Genomic DNA, 18,548 nt, shown 5'->3' with positions numbered 1-18,548 from the left:
CCGGAAGGAGCCCGCCAGCTCTTTCCGGCCTTCTCTATATCGCCAGGAGTGTACAATTCGAGTCCGGATTTTACCGGTTCCGAAATGAGGGAGTGCTGAAGCAGATAGAATTTTCCAAAAGAACGGCTGCACCCCTCTAACCGCTGATGTATCAGTACGTATACTTCTTTTACAGACTCTGCCAATGCTTGACAGAACGAATTGTGAAGCATACAATTAACGAGAACACATCAGTTGGGGGACTAGGTGTGAGCGCGTTCCCTGCAGATGTGCTTTCCGTTTTTATTCGTGCTAGTTGAAAGCAGTAAAAAACGAAGCTTAACGAAAGAAATAGCATGAGGAGGTGAGTCAATCATGAGTTTGACGGTACAAATCCTCATTTTGCTATTCACTGCAGTAATCGTGTTCTTTGTCGGATACTTTGCGCGTAAATCCATCGCCGAAGCGAAAATTTCCAGTGCGGAAATGCTTGCAAAACAGACGGTGGATGATGCGAAGCGGGAAGCGGAAGCAAGCAGAAAAGAAGCTGTTCTGGAAGCGAAAGATGAAGCGCACAAAATTCGTCTTGATGCTGAACAGGAAATCCGTGATCGTCGTAATGAGATTCAGAAACAGGAGAACCGATTAGTACAGAAGGAAGAAGTCCTTGATCGGAAAAGTGAGACGCTTGACAAACGGGAAGAAACGTTGGAATCCAGAGAAGAAAAACTGACGGAGCGTCACAACGAAATCGAAGAAATGAATAGCAGGGTAGAGGAGCTGGTCCAGCACCAGCAGCAGGAGCTTGAGCGTATTTCCGGCTTTACGAAAGAAGAAGCACGTACCATTATTATGGATACGATGGAAAACGAACTGACGCATGAGAAGGCTGTAATGGTCAAAGACTCTGTCAGCCGTGCGAAAGAGGAATCGACGAAAAATGCGAAAGAAATCCTCTCTCTCGCTATTCAGCGCTGCGCAGCAGATCATGTGGCTGAAACAACAGTTTCTGTTGTCAATCTGCCGAATGATGAAATGAAAGGCCGTATTATTGGCCGTGAAGGCCGCAATATCCGGGCGCTGGAAACGCTGACCGGCATTGATTTGATCATTGATGATACGCCGGAAGCAGTTATTTTATCCGGTTTTGACCCAATCCGCAGGCAGATTGCCAAGTCGGCTCTCGAAAAGCTTGTACAGGATGGACGGATCCATCCGGCCCGCATTGAGGAAACGGTCGAGAAAGCGCGCCGGGAAGTGGATGAGATGATTCGTGAATATGGTGAACAGACAACGTTTGAAATGGGTATTCATAACCTTCATCCGGATCTGATCAAAATTCTCGGACGATTGAAGTTCCGCACCAGCTATGGTCAGAACGTGTTAAAGCACTCCATGGAAGTTGCTCATCTGAGCGGCATCATGGCAGCAGAGCTTGGCGAAGATGTCCAGCTGGCGAGACGTGCAGGACTGCTGCATGATCTTGGTAAAGCGATTGACCACGAGGTGGAAGGAAGCCATGTGGAGATCGGCGTGGAACTGGGTCAGAAGTACAAAGAGCATGATGTGGTTATTAACAGCATCGCTTCCCATCACGGAGATACAGAAGCAACCTCAGTCATTGCGACGCTTGTCGCAGCGGCGGATGCACTCTCGGCTGCAAGACCGGGAGCACGCAGGGAAACGCTCGAAACGTACATTAAACGTCTGGAGAAACTCGAGGAAATCTCTGAATCCTTTACAGGTGTGGAAAAAACCTATGCTATTCAGGCAGGCCGCGAAATACGGATTATGGTTAAGCCTGATACTATTTCTGATGAAGATTCCTACCGTCTGGCAAGAGATATTACTAAACGAATCGAGGACGAACTGGATTATCCGGGTCATATTAAAGTTACTGTCATCCGGGAAACCAGAGCAGTTGAATATGCAAAATAAGGAAAGTGATGAGGCTGTTTTAACAGGATGTTCCTGCGGAGCAGCCTCTTTTTTGCGGAATAAAGCTGCTGAACGTTTACGCAGTCATTCAGCCTGTGGGCTGGCTGCATGAATCAGGAAGGAGCATGGATATAATGAAACTCGTTTTTATCGGTGATGTTGTCGGTTCTCCAGGTAGAGCCGTACTAAAAGAGTATTTAAAAAAGATCAAGCAGAAATATGCAGCAGATGCTGTCATCGTCAATGGAGAAAATGCCGCAGGCGGCAAAGGAATGACGAAAAAAGTGTATCACGAACTTCTGGAAGCGGGAGCGGATATGCTGACGATGGGAAACCATACATGGGATAAAAAAGAGCTGTTTGATTTTATCGACGAAGCAGACCGTCTGGTACGCCCGGCTAATTTTCCGGAAGGGGTACCGGGAACCGGCATTCGTTATATGAAAGCGGGACGAAAAAAACTCGCTGTCATAAACCTGCAGGGAAGGACATTTCTACCGGCAATCGACTGTCCCTTTCAGAAAGCAGACCGTCTGATTGAAGAAGCATCAGAGCAGACATCGCATATTTTCGTCGATTTTCATGCAGAAGCGACAAGCGAAAAGCTGGCGATGGGATGGTATCTGGACGGAAGGGTTTCAGCAGTTACGGGAACTCATACGCACGTTCCAACAGCGGATGAGCGGGTACTCCCCGGAGGCACGGCCTATATTACGGACGCGGGCATGACAGGGCCTTACAATGGAATTCTCGGTATGGATAAAAACATTGTAATCGAACGATTTCTTACAAGCCTTCCGGCGCGGTTTGAAGTGGAAAATGGAGACGTACAGCTCAATGGTTTTGCAGTTACGATCAATGCGGAAGGTACGGCAGAATCGATCAAGCGGATCCGCATTACGCCGGATGACCCGTTTTTTGATTAATGGCTGATTTTAGGTTTAAACGGGTTTGTGAAAGTGGTAAAGAGGGATAAGACTGATTCCTGCAGCCTTACAGCTCCTGACATCACTAGTCGTTCACATTAATAAAGGAGGTAGCTTTCATGGAGATTCTTAAAGTTTCAGCAAAATCCAATCCAAATTCTGTTGCAGGTGCTCTTGCAGGCGTCATTCGTGAGAGGGGAACTGCAGAAATACAAGCCATCGGTGCGGGAGCGTTGAATCAGTCTGTCAAAGCTATCGCTATTGCCCGTGGATTTGTCGCTCCGAGCGGCATAGATTTAATCTGTGTTCCGGCATTTACAGATATTGAGATCGATGGGGATGAACGGACAGCGATCAAGCTGATTGTGGAACCAAGATAAGAGTGGCCGGCTGGAGGGATCTTCAGCCGGCTTTATCTTTCTATGCTTTATGTCCTTTATAAATAGACAGTCCACTTGAAATGAACAAAAACGCGTGCTATTCTACGTGTAAGGGGTGGTTGTCATGATGAAAGCACTGATGAAAACATCAGCTTCAGCGGGAGCAGAGTTGAAAACGGTTCCAATACCGGAACCCGGCCCGGGGGAAGTTCAGATTAAGATCGAAACGATGTCGATATGCGGTACGGACCTTCATATTTATGAATGGGACGACTGGGCAGCAGGGAGAATAAATACACCGTACATATTTGGTCATGAGTTTTCAGGAGTGATTTCGGAAATTGGACGCGGTGTGGAAGGACTTGAACCGGGGGAGCGGTGCAGTGCGGAGACGCACATCGTATGCGGGAAATGCCGTGCCTGCAGATCCGGGAAAGCACACGTTTGTCTGAATACGAGTATAATCGGCGTTGACAGAGATGGAAGCTTCGCAGAATACATCGTCGTTCCTCAGGAGAATGTGATCGTCAATCACCCTTCTATTCCCGCCCGCGTAAACAGCCTTCAGGAGCCGTTCGGAAACGCTGTTCACACGGTTTTGAGTGGTCAGCCTGCGGGCAGGAGTACTGCTGTCGTTGGCTGCGGTCCGATAGGGTTAATGGCAGTCTGTGCTGCAAAAGCCTGCGGTGCTTCACGCGTACTCGCTTTTGATGTAAATGAATACAGACTGGACCTGGCACGTAAAGCCGGTGCAGACGTTATTATTAATCCGGCAGAGACGGATATGCTGCAGGCTGCGTTACAGGAGACCGGGGGTGTCGATGTCGTCTGTGAGATGAGCGGAAATCCACAGGCGTTCGACGCTGCACTCAAAATGACCGCACAGGGTGGTCATATGGCTGTTCTCAGTCTGCCGCCGACTGTTCCGGTCCGCATGACAGAGGATGTCGTTTTTAAAGGTATAACCATTCAGGGTATAACAGGCAGGCGGATGTATGAAACCTGGCTGCAGGTTCAGGGACTTCTTGCTTCCGGACAGGTGGATCTGGAGCCGCTCATTACGCACGAGTTCAAACTGGAAGAATTCGCAGCAGGCTTTAACCTGATGAAAGAGGGGAACTGCGGTAAAATCATTCTCCGGCCATAAAGAAAATTATTTTAAAAAGGAGAGATGTGTGATGAAAGGATTGGAATGGGTGGAAGCAGAAATAAACGAAATGAAAAACAACGAGTCGTTTCGTCCGCTGACAGAACTGGAATCAGACCAGCGGGCTAAAGTGATGATTAATGGAAAGGAAGTCATTCAGCTGTCATCGAATAACTATCTCGGTCTCACCACACATCCGCGTCTAAAGCTTGAAGCGGTCCGCGCGGTGGATACGTTTGGTGCGGGTACAGGCTCTGTCCGAACCATTGCAGGAACATTTTCGATGCACGAAGAGCTGGAAAAAGAGCTCGCTGCTTTTAAACATACAGAAGGATCGCTCGTTTTTCAGTCTGGATTCACTGCAAATCAGGCAGTGCTCGGCACACTTCTCACGAAAGAAGATATTGTCATTTCTGATGAATTAAATCATGCATCAATTATTGACGGTATCCGGCTGACGAAAGCGGCTAGAAGCATTTACCGTCATACAGACACGAAGGATTTGGAGGAAAAGCTGAAGGAGGCTTCTGGCTACCGTACGAAATTCGTAGTGACAGACGGTGTTTTTTCAATGGATGGCAACATTGCTCCACTTCCGGAAATAACAGAGCTGTGTGAGAAATACGGTGCTGTACTCATGGTGGACGATGCGCATGCAAGCGGCGTTCTCGGAAGAAACGGCCGTGGGACGGTGGACCATTTCGACTTAAACGGGCGGGTTCATATTCAAGTGGGAACACTAAGTAAAGCAGTCGGTGTTCTCGGAGGATATGTAGCTGCTCCGTCTGCGGTCATTGATCTTTTGAAAATGAAAGGACGGCCGCTTCTTTTCAGTACGTCGCATCCGCCGGCAGTAACTGCCGCATGCCGGGAAGCCGTCCGGGTTCTTCAGGAGGAACCGGAGCGGATTGACCTTCTGTGGAAATATACAAAATATTGGAAAAAGAAGTTAAAAGAGGCCGGGTTTGATACCGGAAAAAGTGAAACGCCGATTACACCGGTGATGACAGGAGAGGAGAAAGCAGCACACGAACTGTCCGATGCCCTCCTGGAAGAAGGTGTCTATGCGCGGAGTATCGTGTATCCGACGGTGGAAAAAGGGAAAGCCAGAGTGCGGACGATGGTTACGTCGGAACATACACCAGAAATACTGGATGAAGCGCTCGAGGCATTTATACGCGCTGCGGACCGGACGGGACTCCAGCGTAACGAATAGCTTTTCAGCATAAAAGTCAATTTACTGCCGGTGGAGCAGTCCATTGAAGAATAGATCTTATTCTATTATTCAGCGGGCTGCACATACCGGCGGTTTTTTCTTCTGTCTGCGTATCCGCAGTGAAAAATGAGTGAAGAACGACCGCTAACGGTTGTTTCATGGAAGAAAAGACTTTATAATTATAGGTTGACAGCCTAACGACTTAAAGGAGCTGTACCTAATGAATGAAGATCAGAAAAAAACACAGATAGAGCTCGCAGCAAAGAAAATGAGCGGGGAGAAAGACTACTCCCAGTATTTTCAGACAACATACGAGCCGCCGAGCCTGAAACAGGCGAAGAAGCGCGGAAAAGAAAATGTAGAAATACATTATGATTTTGACATTCCGGAAAACATGAAAGAAATCGGATACGGGAAAAAGTTTCTTATCCGCACCTACGGCTGTCAAATGAACGAGCACGATTCGGAGAATATGGCCGGAATTCTCATGAACATGGGGTTTGAATCGACAACAGACACCGAAGATGCCGACGTTATTTTGATTAATACGTGTGCGATCCGCGAGAACGCTGAAAACAAAGTTTTCGGGGAGATCGGTCACTTAAAACAACTGAAACAGGACAACCCGGGCCTCGTTATCGGGGTATGCGGATGTATGTCACAGGAAGAATCGGTCGTAAACCGTATTCTCGAAAAACATCAGCAGGTGGACCTGATTTTCGGTACCCATAACATCCACCGCCTGCCGGAACTTTTGGAAAACGCTCTGTTCAGTAAAGAAGTCGTCATGGAAGTGTGGTCAAAAGAGGGCGACATTATTGAGAACATGCCGAGGGCAAGAAAAGGTCATTTTCAGGCATGGGTGAACATTATGTACGGCTGTGATAAATTCTGTACATACTGTATCGTTCCCTATACTCGCGGGAAAGAGCGGAGCCGGCGGCCGGAGGATATAATTGAAGAAGTACGTCATCTTACACGGAACGGCTACAAAGAGATTACGCTTCTCGGTCAGAACGTCAATGCATACGGCAAAGATCTGGAAGATATCCAGTACGGACTCGGTGATCTGATGGATGATATCCGTAAAATTGATATTCCAAGGGTGCGCTTTACGACGAGCCACCCAAGAGACTTTGATGATCATCTGATCGAAGTGCTCGCAAAAGGCGGAAACCTCGTTGAACATATCCACCTTCCGGTTCAGAGCGGCAGTAATGACGTTTTAAAACGGATGGCAAGAAAGTATACGAGGGAATCCTACGTGGATCTTGCTGCACGCATTAAAAAGGCGATTCCGCATGCATCCTTCACCACCGACATTATCGTCGGCTTTCCGAATGAAACGGAAGAGCAGTTTGAAGAGACGCTTTCCCTCGTCAGAGAAATGGAGTACGACAGCTGCTTTACGTACATTTACTCTGCACGGGACGGCACCCCGGCTGCCCGGATGGAGGACAATGTTCCCCACGATGTGAAACGGGAGCGGCTTGCCCGGCTGAATAAACTGGTCAATGACTTGTCTGCAGAAAAAAATAAAGCGTATGACGGACAGGTTGTCGAAGTGCTTGTGGAAGGCAAAAGCAAGAAAGATCCGGAAGTGCTGAGCGGCCGGACGCGGACGAATAAACTCGTTAATTTCCGCGCTCCGGAAGACGCTGTCGGTACGCTGGTGCACGTCAAAATTACAGAGGCGAAAACGTGGTCCCTGAACGGGGAAGTCGTAACGCCCGCAGGAGTGGAATAACGATGGCAAATTATACAAAGCAGGATATTATGCACGAGGCCCGTTTTCTGGCAGAAAAGATTGCGGAGACCGAAGAGGTTGATTTCTTCAAGCGCGCGGAAGCGCAGATCAACGATCACATCAAAGTGCAGGAAATCATCGGTAAAATTAAGTCGCTTCAAAAAGAAGCGGTGAATTTAAAGCAGTATGAGAAAACAGAGGCATTGAGGGAAACAGATGCAAAAATTGATGCCCTTCAGGATGAGCTGGATGACATTCCACTCGTACAGGAATTTAAGCAGTCCCAGGTGGAAGTGAACGAACTGCTGCAGATGGTCAGCAACACGATTTCCAATACGGTGACCAATAAAATTATTGAGTCCACCGGCGGCGATCTGCTGCATGGAACGACAGCGAAAAATCCTTTTAAACAATAAACCGCGGCGGCCCATCGAAATGTATATTCCGGTGGGCCGTTCATACTCGATACCGGAGGGTTGACGATGGCGCAGGCGCAGGCTACACCGATGATGAAGCAGTACAAGGAAATAAAAGCACAGCATGAAGATGCGTTTCTCTTTTTCCGGCTGGGCGACTTCTATGAACTTTTTCACGAAGATGCGCTGCTGGCGGCTAAAGAGCTGGAGATCACACTGACACAGCGGGGAAAAGGAGACGACGGCGTACCGATGTGCGGTGTCCCGCATCATTCATCCGAACAGTACATATCCCGGCTGATTGATCTGGGATATAAAGTCGCTGTCTGTGAACAGGTGGAAAATCCGCAGGAAGCAAAAGGCGTCGTAAAAAGAGAAGTCGTGCAGGTGATTACTCCGGGAACGGTCATGAACGGAAAAGCAGTCCGGGAAGAGGCGAATCAGTTCGCTGTCAGTATTGCAGAACAGAACGGCACCTGGTCTGTAAGTGCTGCTGATCTGACGACCGGAGAGTGGAGCGCCTGTGAGCTGGAGAGTGCAGAAGAAGCGGTTAATGAAGCATTATCCTATGAACCGAAAGAAATCATAGTAGCTGCGGATACAGAGACGGTATTAAAGCAGGCGCTGAGTGCGCGCACATCTGCTGCGGTCAGTGCATATGAGCTTGAGGAGCAGGGGGAGGAAGTGTTGTTTCAGGACCTGTCCACACCGGTACTGAAGCGGAGTGCAGGCATGCTGCTGCATTATTTTCATGAAACGACGAAAAGGGATCTGGCCCATCTGCAGACGGTTAAACCGTACGAAGCAGCGCAGTATCTTCAGCTGGACCACCATTCCAAACGAAATCTGGAAATCACGGAAAGCCTCATGGAACGGACGAAGAAAGGATCCCTCTTATCTGTCATTGACCGGACCGGAACGGCGATGGGCGCAAGGAAGCTGAAACGCTGGCTGGAACGTCCTTCTCTGAATAAGAAGCAGATTGAGAAGCGTCACGGGCTGACAGGCAAGTTTATCGAACATTTCATGGAACGAAAAGAACTTCAGGAGCTGTTAAAGCAGGTGTATGACCTGGAGCGGTTATCCGGCAGAGTGGCCTTTGGTACCGTGAATGGCCGTGATCTTGTCCAGCTGAAAAAATCGCTTCAGCAGATGCCCGGGATTACAGCGCTCCTTAAGCCGCTGGGGAATTCCTATGCGGACGAACTGCTCCCGCTGCTCGATGCTCCTGCCGGACTGGTGGAGCTTCTCGATGCCTCGATTAAAGAAGACTGCCCGGTTTCTGTGACGGAAGGCGGGCTCATCTGTGACGGTTACAATGAGCAGCTGGATGAATACCGCGATGCGATGACGAACGGCCGCAGCTGGATTGCCGGACTGGAGACAGAAGAACGTCAGAAAACCGGTATCCGGTCTCTGAAAATCGGCTATAACAAAGTGTTCGGTTATTATATCGAAGTCTCCCGGCCCAACCTTCATCTGCTGCAGGAGGGCCGATATGAGCGGAAGCAGACGCTGTCCAATGCGGAACGGTTCATTACGCCGGAGCTGAAAGAAAAAGAAGCAGTTATTCTCGAAGCAGAAGAGAAAAGCGGCGAACTGGAATACCAGCTGTTCACCGAAGTCCGGGATCAGGTGAAGCAGCATATCCGTCTGATTCAGCAGATTGCTGAATCAGTAAGCATACTGGATGTTCTCCAGGGATTTGCAGAGACAGCGGAAGAACGACAGTATACTAAACCTGTTCTCACAACGGATAAAAAAGTCGAGATTACTGAATCAAGACACCCAGTTGTGGAAACAATGGCGGATGACGGGTCTTATGTACCGAATTCGATTACGCTTCATAAAGATCGGGAAATGCTGCTTATCACCGGACCGAATATGGCGGGTAAAAGTACGTATATGAGGCAGCTGGCGCTGTCTGTCATTTTATGTCAGGCAGGCTCCTATGTTCCGGCAGATTCATGTGAAATGATGGTGTTTGATAAAATTTTTACCCGGATCGGCGCTGCCGACGACCTTGCTCAGGGACAGAGTACGTTTATGGTGGAAATGAGCGAAACGAGAAGAGCGGTGGAAGGTGCCGGGGAAAAAAGCTTAATTCTTCTGGACGAAATAGGAAGAGGAACATCGACATATGACGGCATGTCCCTCGCTCAGGCGGTTGTGGAATACATTCACGACCATTTAAAAGCCATGACGCTGTTTTCGACGCATTACCATGAGTTAACCGCACTGGAAAAGTCTCTCGATAATCTCGTAAATGTGCATGTATCCGCCGTGGAAGAAAACGGAGAATTGACGTTTCTTCACCGTGTTGTCGATGGGGCAGCAGACAGAAGCTATGGTATCCACGTAGCGAGGCTTGCCAGGCTGCCGGAAGCTCTTATCCGGCGGGCAGACGAACTGTTGTCAGCTCATGAGTCTGAGAGCGCCGTCCGTACGGAGAAAAAAGAGAAGCAGCCGGACTATCAGGAAGCCGTGCAGATCCCTCTCTTTCCGGAGGAGGATCCGGCTTCTGCTGTAGTGGAAGAGTTAAAGCAGGCGGATATTCTGAACATGACACCGATTCAGGCGATGCAGTTTTTGGATGAGCTCCGCCGGAAAGCCAGCAGAGAGGAGAAACCATGAATCCGATCAAAAAACTCGATGCCTCCCTGTCGAATAAAATTGCTGCCGGAGAAGTCGTAGAGCGTCCGGCCTCTGTCGTGAAGGAATTAGTGGAGAACGCCGTGGATGCCGGAAGTACGAAGATCCGCATCGCAGTGGCAGAAGGCGGTCTTCAGTCTATATCGGTACTTGATAACGGAGCAGGCATCAGACTGGATGAGCTGGAAGCGGCGTTTTCCAGGCATGCGACAAGCAAAATTCAATCCGACCGGGATCTTTTCAGGATCCGCACACTCGGGTTCCGGGGCGAGGCGCTGCCGAGCATAGCGTCCGTTTCCAGATTGACGCTGATGACAAGTCCGGACGGGGCAGAAGGCGGGAAGATCGTCCTTCACGGCGGAGAGATTCAGTCACGGACACAGTCTCCTCCCAAACAGGGAACAGAAGTCATTGTTGAAGATCTGTTTTATAATACTCCTGCCAGACTGAAATATTTAAAGACGATTCATACGGAGCTCGGCCATATTTCAGACAGCATCAACCGGTTCGCTATGGCTCATCCGGAAATTGCATTCGAGTTGACGCATGACGAGAGAACGCTGTTAAAAACAAGCGGGAGCAGCAAACTGCTTCAAGTGCTTCAGCAGATTTACGGACTGCAGGCTGCACGCGGCATGCGCCGGTTTGAAGCTGAAACCGACGATTTTACCATCGAAGGCTATGCAGGCTCCCCGGTGGACGCCCGGGCAAGCAGAAGCTACTTAACGTTTGTATTTAACGGGAGATATGTACGCAGCATTCCGCTCGCAAAAGCGGTCCAGGCTGGCTACGATCAGCTTCTGCCGATCGGAAAATATCCGATATGCTGTGTTCATGTTACACTTCACCCCCTTTTGATGGACGTCAATGTCCATCCATCCAAGCTGGAGATCCGGCTCAGTAAAGAAAAAGAGCTTCAGCATCTATTGGAGGAAACGATCCGGGGTGTCTGGAATAAAGAAGCAGTGATTCCATCCATGCAGGAGCCCTTTTCTCGGGAAGAGCCGACAGTTTCCGGGGATAACGCTTCTTCCTCCCGGGAAAAAGCGCCTTCCGGAAAGAGTGAAGCCACATCGTTTGATTTTTTCTACCCTTCTGAGGAGACCTCCCGGAATGGAACGACGGAAGCTGTCCGGGAAACGATACGGAGTCAGCCGGAGACACAGGACATACCAGAACGTCGTGCAGCGGCTGCATCCCCTGACCGGTCATCAGCGGAGGTGCAGGAGGAACCCGCTGTTTCCAGAGTACCTGAACTTCATGTCATTGGTCAGTTTCATGGAACGTACATTCTGGCGCAGAATGACGATGGTTTTTTCATGATTGACCAGCATGCGGCTCAGGAACGCATTAATTTCGAGTATTTTCTCGACAAGCTGTCTTCTCCTTCAAGAGAAATGCAGGATCTTCTTGTCCCAATTACGATGGAGTTGTCCGGAAGTGATGCAGCTTTTATAGATGAAAATAAAGAAGTACTTGCCGAGGCAGGCCTCGTTCTGGAACATTTCGGCGGTCCTGTCTACCGCATCCGTTCCTGTCCGGTCTGGTTTCCGGAAGGAATGGAGAAAGAAACTGCGGAAGAGCTCATGATGGAATTGAAACAGCATCAGGACCTCCGGCTGGAACGGGTACGGGAAGATGCGGCGGCGATGATGGCGTGTAAAGCTGCTGTAAAAGCAAATCACCATCTTCAGAACAGGGATATGGAAGGGCTGATCCGGGAATGGAGCAGCTGCCGGCAGCCATTTACGTGTCCACACGGCCGGCCGGTCATGATACATTATTCCGTATATGAAATTGAGAAGATGTTTAAGCGGGTGATGAATTAATGGAGGCGGTCGTGACTACCGGTGCAAAAAACGGAGTTTATTCCGGAAATGCAGCAAGAGCATTTGCTGAAGCGCACAACTGGAAATTTGTTCCGAGAGAAAAGCGTCCGGTGCATGCTCTGCTTAATGAATGGCACTGTCCAGTTATCGTTTATGGGCGGGAACGGATTGAGATCCATAAACCGGAAACTGCTCCGTTTTTCTATCATCCGAATGGCGCGGTGCTGAAATATTATGACTGGAAACAGAAAAAAACATCGCCGCTTCTTCGTGCGATTGAGGCTGAACCAGGCGGCAGGCTGATCGATGCTACAATGGGTCTCGGCGCAGACAGTCTGTTTCTTCAGGCCGCAGTACCGGATTTTACCATTACAGCGGTGGAAGCTTCTCCACTGCTGAGCGCTGTCGTACAGGAAGGGTTTCTTCAATTTCCTATGCCGGAAGACGAACTGGCAGCTGCTGCCGCGAAAATAAGCATCGTGAACGAAGAACATACCACTTACCTCAAGAAGCAGGGGACAGACAGTGTGGAGTATGTCTATTTTGACCCGATGTTTGACCAGGCGGATAAAACGTCAAAAGGTATCGCTCCCCTGCGCAGCTACGCAGCTTATGGCCGGCTCAGCGTGGAGGCCTTTGAACAGGCAGTCCGTACTGCATCGAAGCGGGTTGTCGTAAAAGCAGACCCGGAAAATGAGCTGTTCCGTCAGTTTCCTTTCAAAAAGATATCAGCAGGAAACGCCCACTGTTACGGATATTATGACTGCTGATGAAAGGAGAGTGCCATGAAACCGAAAATTCTCGTTATCGCCGGCCCGACGGCTGTTGGCAAATCTGCGTTCGCGCTTGAAGCTGCAGAAGCATTGAATGGTGAAATAATAAATGGTGACTCGATGCAGGTGTACCGGGGAATGAACATCGGTACTGCAAAGCCGTCTGGGGAGGAGCTGAGCCGGGTAAGACATCATTTGATCGATATAAAATCACCCGATGAAAATTATACAGCAGCTCAGTTTAAAGAAGATGCTGAAAACGCTGTCCGGGACATCGCAGGACGTGGAAAGCTTCCGATCATCGTCGGCGGAACGGGCATGTACCTGCAGAGTTTTCTTTATAATTATTCCTTCCAGTCAAGCGGCGAAAACAAAGCCCTCCGAGCGGAACTGGAACAGATTGCAGAGAGTGAAGGAAACGCTCCGCTGTATGAACGGCTGAAACAAAAAGATCCCGTTCGTGCCCAAAATATTCATCCGAACAACGTGCACCGTGTGATCCGGGCTCTGGAAATCGTGGAAGAAAACCATGATTTTTCGACAGCGGAAGAAGAAGAATCATCCAGCCCTTACGATTTTACGCTGGGTGTGTTGACGATGGAAAGAGAAAATCTTTACGACCTGATTAACAAGCGTGTGGATCTGATGATTGAACAGGGGCTTTTAGAAGAAGTACAGAAACTTCTTGATGAAGGTTTCCGGGACTGCCGGGCAATGAAAGCGATCGGTTATAAAGAAATCATCCCCTATCTTGACGGCGGAATGGAACTGGAAGAAGCAGCGGCGCTGCTGAAGCGTAATTCACGCCGTTTTGCAAAACGGCAGTGGACCTGGTTCAGGAATAAAATGCAGGCAGATTGGTTTGATGTAACAGGGGAACGGGAAGTGAAACACAAAGAAATCCTGCGCTATCTGCATAAAAATAAACATTTCCACCTGACTCAAGGTGGAACATGAAGGGGGAAATATCATGAAGCAGCAGCCTGTTAATATTCAGGATCAATTTTTAAATCAGCTACGAAAAGAAAATATTCCTGTCACCGTTTTTCTTCTCAATGGATTTCAGCTGAGAGGGCAGGTGAAAAGTTTTGATAATTTCACTGTCGTGCTTGACACAGATGGAAAACAGCAGCTGGTGTACAAACATGCTATTTCGACCTTTTCGCCGCAGCGGAACGTTCAGCTGCAGCAGGAGCGGCAGGGGAACAGCCAGTCGTAGCCGTCTGAAAACAGCCTGATACCGCCGGAAGCAGTCGAGCTTCCGGCGGTATTTTCAGGAATGACGCTGCTTCGGCGGACAGAAACATTCATGGGGGTGGACAATAATAATGAAAGAACAGGAACGAACGATTCTCGTCGGTGTATACCCGAAACAGTCGGATACACACCATTTTGATGAACGGATGAACGAATTAGAAGCGCTCGTGGAAACGGCTGGCGGCATTGTTACAGACCGAGTCACTCAGGCAATGGACCACCCAAGAAATTCTACATATATCGGCAAAGGCAAGCTGGAGGAGCTTGCCGGAATGGATGCGGATCTGATTGTATTTAATGCCGAATTAACGCCATCCCAGCTGCAGTCCATTACATCTTCTCTCGATGTACCAGTCATCGACCGGACGCAGCTTATTCTCGATATCTTTGCGTCGAGAGCACGTTCGAAAGAAGGTAAACTGCAGGTAGAGCTGGCACAGCTTTCCTATACGCTGCCGCGCCTCCGTGGACAGGGGCAGGTACTGTCCCGCCTCGGCGGCGGAATCGGTACGAGAGGGCCGGGTGAAACGAAACTTGAGACCGACCAGCGTCACATCCGCAGGCGGATGACGGAACTCCGCCGGCGGATTGAGGAAGTCAGCCGCCACAGAGAACAGTACCGGAACCGACGGAAGGAAAACCAGGCGTTCCAGCTCGCTCTGATCGGCTATACAAATGCAGGAAAGTCCACGTTGTTAAATGAACTGACCGACGCTGGTGTGCTGATGGAAGATAAGCTGTTTGCGACGCTGGATCCGACGACGAAAAAAATTCAGCTCCCTTCCGGCTTTGAATGCCTGATTACCGATACGGTCGGATTCATCGAACAGCTTCCGACAACGCTCATCGCTGCATTCCGGTCGACGCTTGAGGAGGCAAAAGAAGCAGATCTGCTTCTTCATGTCGTCGACGCTTCCCATCCGGAATCGGCGGAACATGAGAAAGCGGTTATGGAAGTACTCCGCGAATTGAAGGCGGATACGATTCCGATGCTGACTATTTATAATAAACGTGATCTGATGGAGGGGACGTTCATCGCTTCTTCCACGAAAGGTCCATCGATGCTTGTCAGTGCTAAAGATAAAGACGATCAGCAGGATCTGCTTCAGCGGATCCAGTCGATTTTAACGAATCAGTTTGAACCTTATATCAGCCGGATTCCGGCATCAGAAGGTCACCGCTTGTTTCAATTTAAAAGAGAGACGATCGTCACTTACGAGCATTTTGATGAAGAGACTGAGAAGTATGAAATACGCGGATATGCACCAAAAGAGAGCGCATTGTATACAGAACTTATGAACCGAAAGGACGAAATGACATGATCTCCGGCTGGAAAGATACAGCAGATACCATTCATAAAGAACTTCTTCCCCACTTTTTTGAAGTGGGGAAGATTGTGGAAGAAAACCAGAAGCGGGTGCTGGATTATTTTCGGAAAGAAGGGGTTTCCGAATTTCATTTTCAGCAGACTACCGGGTACGGCTATGATGACACCGGAAGAGAAGTTCTTGAAAAGATATATGCCGGTGTGATGGGAGCAGAAGCTGCTCTCGTACGGCAGCAGCTTGTATCGGGAACGCACGCCATCAGTACGGCACTTTTCGGCGTTCTCCGACCCGGGGACGAACTTCTTTACATAAGCGGTGACCCGTACGATACGCTCGAAGAGGTTATCGGGATCCGGGGGAAAAAAGATGCCGGTTCGCTGAAAGATTTCGGCATTACATACGACACGGTTCCACTTAAGCAGAATCAAATCGATACAGAAAGCGTGATAAACCGTATCCGTCCGGAGACAAAAGTACTCGGCATCCAGCGCTCCAGAGGGTACGATGCCCGGGCGTCCCTCCATGTCGGGGAGATCGGCAGGGCAGTAGCAGAAATCAAAGCAGTTTATCCGGAGGTAATAATCTTCGTGGATAACTGCTACGGCGAATTTGTGGAAACACAAGAACCAGGCCATGCCGGTGCAGACTTGACAGCCGGATCTTTAATTAAAAATCCCGGCGGCGGTATTGCCAGAGCAGGCGCATATATCTGTGGAAGAAACGATTTAATTGAAAAATGTGCCTCCAGGATGAGTGCCCCGGGAATCGGCGCAGAAGGCGGAGCAACACTCGGTGTGCTTCTCGATATGTTTCAGGGATTTTTTCTGGCTCCGCATACCGTCGGCGAGGCATTGAAAGGAGCGTCCTTTACTGCCGCTCTTCTGGAAAAAGCCGGTTTTCAGACGGATCCTCCTCCGCTCGCTCCACGCACCGATTTGATACAGTCAGTGACATTTCACGCTGCAGAGGAAATGACCGCTTTCTGCCGGGCCATTCAGTATTATTCCCCCGTGGACGCCAATGTCTCACCGGAGCCGGCAGATATGCCGGGCTACGAAGATCCAGTTATTATGGCAGCAGGTGCGTTTGTACAGGGAGCAAGTATCGAACTTTCTGCCGACGGACCTCTCCGTGCGCCCTACCGTGCGTATGTTCAAGGGGGGCTTACGTTTGAACATGTAAAAACAGCAGTCACCTATGCTGTGCAGAAAGCATCGGAAAAGCAGGGAAAGTAGCGGAAAATTCTGCTTAAAGGAGGTGAGTGCTGAGAATTCCGGAGGAGAAGGCAGGAAAGACGTACACAGCGGCAGATTGTTGTCAGAAAATTTCTTTGTTAGATAATCTGACAAAGGATGCCACAACTCGTGTGAGATTCGGTACGATACGACTATCGCAGCTGAACGAGTCAGAAAAAATCATCGTTTGCAGGCTGCCCAGAATTTTGAAGGAGGAGAATGATTGCATGGCAACTAATTCTAGAAAAGACATTCTTAAAATGGCGGAAGACGAAAACGTAAAGTTTATTCGGCTTCAGTTTACCGACCTGCTCGGTACCATTAAAAACGTAGAAATTCCAGTAGACCAGCTTACTAAAGCGCTGGACAACCTGATGATGTTTGATGGTTCTTCCATTGAAGGGTTCGTCCGCATCGAGGAGTCCGACATGTATCTCCACCCGGACCTCGACACATGGGTAGTCTTTCCATGGACACCGGAAAAAGGTAAAGTTGCACGTCTTATCTGTGACGTTCATAATCCCGATCCGGACCGTACACCATTTGCCGGTGACCCGCGCGGTGTGCTGAAGCACGTACTTAAAGAAGCAGAAAAGCTTGGATTCACTGATTTCAATATCGGACCTGAGCCGGAGTTTTTCCTGTTCAAGAACGATGAGAACGGGGAGCCGACGCTGGAATTGAACGATAAAGGCGGATATTTCGACCTTGCGCCAACAGACCTTGGTGAAAACTGCCGCCGCGATATCGTACTGGAGCTGGAGGACATGGGCTTTGAAATTGAAGCTTCCCACCACGAAGTGGCTCCCGGCCAGCACGAAATCGACTTTAAATATGCGGATGCTGTAACAACGTGTGACAACATCCAGACGTTTAAGCTCGTTGTTAAAACCATTGCCCGTAAACATGGCCTGCACGCAACATTTATGCCGAAGCCGCTGTTCGGTGTAAACGGTAACGGTATGCACGCCAACATGTCTCTTTTCAAAGACAAAAAGACGAATGCATTTTACGATGAGAAATCAGAGACCGGCCTGAGTGAAACAGCGATGCAGTTTCTCGCTGGTATCCTGAAGCACGCGGATGCATTTACAGCAATCACGAACCCGACGGTTAACTCCTACAAGCGTCTTGTACCGGGCTATGAAGCACCATGCTACATTGCATGGTCCATGCGTAACCGTTCACCGCTCGTTCGTATTCCATCTTCCCGCGGCCTGAGCACACGTATTGAGGTCCGCAGTGTAGACCCTGCGGCGAACCCATACCTTGCGATGGCAGCACTGCTTGCAGCCGGTCTGGATGGTGTGCGCCACAAACTGACTCCACCTGCAGAGACGAATCAGAACATCTATGCAATGGATGAAGAAGAGCGTGCAGCAGAAGGAATCGAAGCACTTCCAGCTTCACTGAAAGAAGCGATCGAAGCACTCGGCAAAAACGACACAATCAAGAACTCCCTCGGTACGCACGTACTGGAGCACTTTATTGAGTCGAAAGAGATCGAGTGGGATATGTTCAATACCCAGGTTCACCCTTGGGAGCGCGAACAGTATATGCAGCAGTACTAAGTATCACAAAAAGCCCATCACACTATGGGGGCCACTGAAAAAGTCCTTGATGAAGACTAGAAACGTCCTTGTGGACGTTTCTAGTCTTCTTTGTCTTTTTTTCTCCCTTTTTCCCGGATGATCGTCTATACTTAGTTTACTACTTGGAAAGCGG

General features: G+C 49.3%; 15 protein-coding genes. All 15 read left to right on the top strand.

The window, feature by feature from the left end:
* Nucleotides 1-354 precede the first annotated feature (354 nt).
* The 15 genes from rny (at nucleotide 355) to glnA (ending at nucleotide 18,394) form a co-directional block, all read left to right on the top strand.
* Nucleotides 355-1,917, top strand: coding sequence for a ribonuclease Y (gene rny / locus C6I21_RS10165; RefSeq protein ID WP_105959368.1), 1,563 nt, complete (start codon nucleotides 355-357; stop codon nucleotides 1,915-1,917).
* A gap of 134 nt (nucleotides 1,918-2,051) precedes the next feature.
* Complete coding sequence (locus C6I21_RS10160) at nucleotides 2,052-2,843, top strand: TIGR00282 family metallophosphoesterase (protein WP_105959367.1); 792 nt, start codon at nucleotides 2,052-2,054, stop codon at nucleotides 2,841-2,843.
* A 119-nt stretch (nucleotides 2,844-2,962) separates the two neighbouring features.
* Complete coding sequence (locus C6I21_RS10155; RefSeq protein WP_105959366.1) at nucleotides 2,963-3,223, top strand: stage V sporulation protein S; 261 nt, start codon at nucleotides 2,963-2,965, stop codon at nucleotides 3,221-3,223.
* 124 nt (nucleotides 3,224-3,347) lie between these two features.
* Nucleotides 3,348-4,370, top strand: coding sequence for an L-threonine 3-dehydrogenase (gene tdh, locus C6I21_RS10150; protein WP_105959365.1), 1,023 nt, complete (start codon nucleotides 3,348-3,350; stop codon nucleotides 4,368-4,370).
* A 31-nt stretch (nucleotides 4,371-4,401) separates the two neighbouring features.
* A complete protein-coding gene (locus C6I21_RS10145) occupies nucleotides 4,402-5,586 on the top strand; it encodes a glycine C-acetyltransferase (protein ID WP_105959364.1) in 1,185 nt (394 codons plus the stop codon).
* A 220-nt stretch (nucleotides 5,587-5,806) separates the two neighbouring features.
* On the top strand, nucleotides 5,807-7,333 hold the full coding sequence (gene miaB / locus C6I21_RS10140; RefSeq protein WP_105959363.1) for a tRNA (N6-isopentenyl adenosine(37)-C2)-methylthiotransferase MiaB: 1,527 nt from the start codon (nucleotides 5,807-5,809) through the stop codon (nucleotides 7,331-7,333).
* A 2-nt stretch (nucleotides 7,334-7,335) separates the two neighbouring features.
* Complete coding sequence (locus tag C6I21_RS10135; RefSeq protein WP_105959362.1) at nucleotides 7,336-7,749, top strand: YlbF/YmcA family competence regulator; 414 nt, start codon at nucleotides 7,336-7,338, stop codon at nucleotides 7,747-7,749.
* 66 nt (nucleotides 7,750-7,815) lie between these two features.
* Entirely contained in the window at nucleotides 7,816-10,383 is a 2,568-nt protein-coding gene (gene mutS, locus C6I21_RS10130; protein WP_105959361.1) for a DNA mismatch repair protein MutS, read from the top strand.
* Nucleotides 10,380-12,230, top strand: a complete 1,851-nt coding sequence (gene mutL, locus C6I21_RS10125) for a DNA mismatch repair endonuclease MutL (RefSeq protein ID WP_105959360.1) — start codon at nucleotides 10,380-10,382, stop codon at nucleotides 12,228-12,230. The genes mutS and mutL overlap by 4 nt, the downstream gene beginning before the upstream one ends.
* An 11-nt stretch (nucleotides 12,231-12,241) precedes the next feature.
* Nucleotides 12,242-13,000, top strand: coding sequence for a class I SAM-dependent methyltransferase (locus C6I21_RS10120; protein WP_181186208.1), 759 nt, complete (start codon nucleotides 12,242-12,244; stop codon nucleotides 12,998-13,000).
* A gap of 15 nt (nucleotides 13,001-13,015) precedes the next feature.
* Nucleotides 13,016-13,960 carry a tRNA (adenosine(37)-N6)-dimethylallyltransferase MiaA gene (gene miaA / locus C6I21_RS10115; protein WP_105959358.1) on the top strand — a complete coding sequence of 315 codons (945 nt, stop codon included), beginning with the start codon at nucleotides 13,016-13,018 and terminating at the stop codon, nucleotides 13,958-13,960.
* Between the two features lie 13 nt (nucleotides 13,961-13,973).
* Nucleotides 13,974-14,222, top strand: a complete 249-nt coding sequence (hfq, locus tag C6I21_RS10110; RefSeq protein ID WP_105959357.1) for an RNA chaperone Hfq — start codon at nucleotides 13,974-13,976, stop codon at nucleotides 14,220-14,222.
* A 109-nt stretch (nucleotides 14,223-14,331) separates the two neighbouring features.
* The gene (hflX, locus tag C6I21_RS10105) at nucleotides 14,332-15,582 is read left to right on the top strand and encodes a GTPase HflX (RefSeq protein ID WP_105959356.1); all 1,251 of its coding nucleotides are present in this window, start codon (nucleotides 14,332-14,334) and stop codon (nucleotides 15,580-15,582) included.
* Nucleotides 15,579-16,823 (top strand): methionine gamma-lyase family protein, encoded by a 1,245-nt coding sequence (locus C6I21_RS10100; RefSeq protein WP_105959355.1) that lies wholly within the window; start codon nucleotides 15,579-15,581, stop codon nucleotides 16,821-16,823. Before hflX ends, C6I21_RS10100 begins: the two co-directional genes overlap by 4 nt.
* A gap of 227 nt (nucleotides 16,824-17,050) precedes the next feature.
* Complete coding sequence (glnA, locus tag C6I21_RS10095) at nucleotides 17,051-18,394, top strand: type I glutamate--ammonia ligase (RefSeq protein WP_105959354.1); 1,344 nt, start codon at nucleotides 17,051-17,053, stop codon at nucleotides 18,392-18,394.
* Nucleotides 18,395-18,548 lie beyond the last annotated feature (154 nt).

It is taken from the genome of Alkalicoccus urumqiensis (genome assembly GCF_002993335.1).
Classification (GTDB): Bacteria; Bacillota; Bacilli; order Bacillales; family Salisediminibacteriaceae; genus Alkalicoccus; species Alkalicoccus urumqiensis.
Note: the sequence above shows the minus strand (reverse complement) of the source record. Positions and strands in the feature narration are given on the sequence as shown.

What these genes read in the sequence shown, in the direction of transcription:
- rny (WP_105959368.1), top strand. Translation starts at nt 355, where the DNA reads ATGAGTTTGACGGTACAAATCCTCATTTTGCTATTCACTGCAGTAATC.
- C6I21_RS10160 (WP_105959367.1), top strand. Translation starts at nt 2,052, where the DNA reads ATGAAACTCGTTTTTATCGGTGATGTTGTCGGTTCTCCAGGTAGAGCC.
- C6I21_RS10155 (WP_105959366.1), top strand. Translation starts at nt 2,963, where the DNA reads ATGGAGATTCTTAAAGTTTCAGCAAAATCCAATCCAAATTCTGTTGCA.
- tdh (WP_105959365.1), top strand. Translation starts at nt 3,348, where the DNA reads ATGATGAAAGCACTGATGAAAACATCAGCTTCAGCGGGAGCAGAGTTG.
- C6I21_RS10145 (WP_105959364.1), top strand. Translation starts at nt 4,402, where the DNA reads ATGAAAGGATTGGAATGGGTGGAAGCAGAAATAAACGAAATGAAAAAC.
- miaB (WP_105959363.1), top strand. Translation starts at nt 5,807, where the DNA reads ATGAATGAAGATCAGAAAAAAACACAGATAGAGCTCGCAGCAAAGAAA.
- C6I21_RS10135 (WP_105959362.1), top strand. Translation starts at nt 7,336, where the DNA reads ATGGCAAATTATACAAAGCAGGATATTATGCACGAGGCCCGTTTTCTG.
- mutS (WP_105959361.1), top strand. Translation starts at nt 7,816, where the DNA reads ATGGCGCAGGCGCAGGCTACACCGATGATGAAGCAGTACAAGGAAATA.
- mutL (WP_105959360.1), top strand. Translation starts at nt 10,380, where the DNA reads ATGAATCCGATCAAAAAACTCGATGCCTCCCTGTCGAATAAAATTGCT.
- miaA (WP_105959358.1), top strand. Translation starts at nt 13,016, where the DNA reads ATGAAACCGAAAATTCTCGTTATCGCCGGCCCGACGGCTGTTGGCAAA.
- hfq (WP_105959357.1), top strand. Translation starts at nt 13,974, where the DNA reads ATGAAGCAGCAGCCTGTTAATATTCAGGATCAATTTTTAAATCAGCTA.
- hflX (WP_105959356.1), top strand. Translation starts at nt 14,332, where the DNA reads ATGAAAGAACAGGAACGAACGATTCTCGTCGGTGTATACCCGAAACAG.
- C6I21_RS10100 (WP_105959355.1), top strand. Translation starts at nt 15,579, where the DNA reads ATGATCTCCGGCTGGAAAGATACAGCAGATACCATTCATAAAGAACTT.
- glnA (WP_105959354.1), top strand. Translation starts at nt 17,051, where the DNA reads ATGGCAACTAATTCTAGAAAAGACATTCTTAAAATGGCGGAAGACGAA.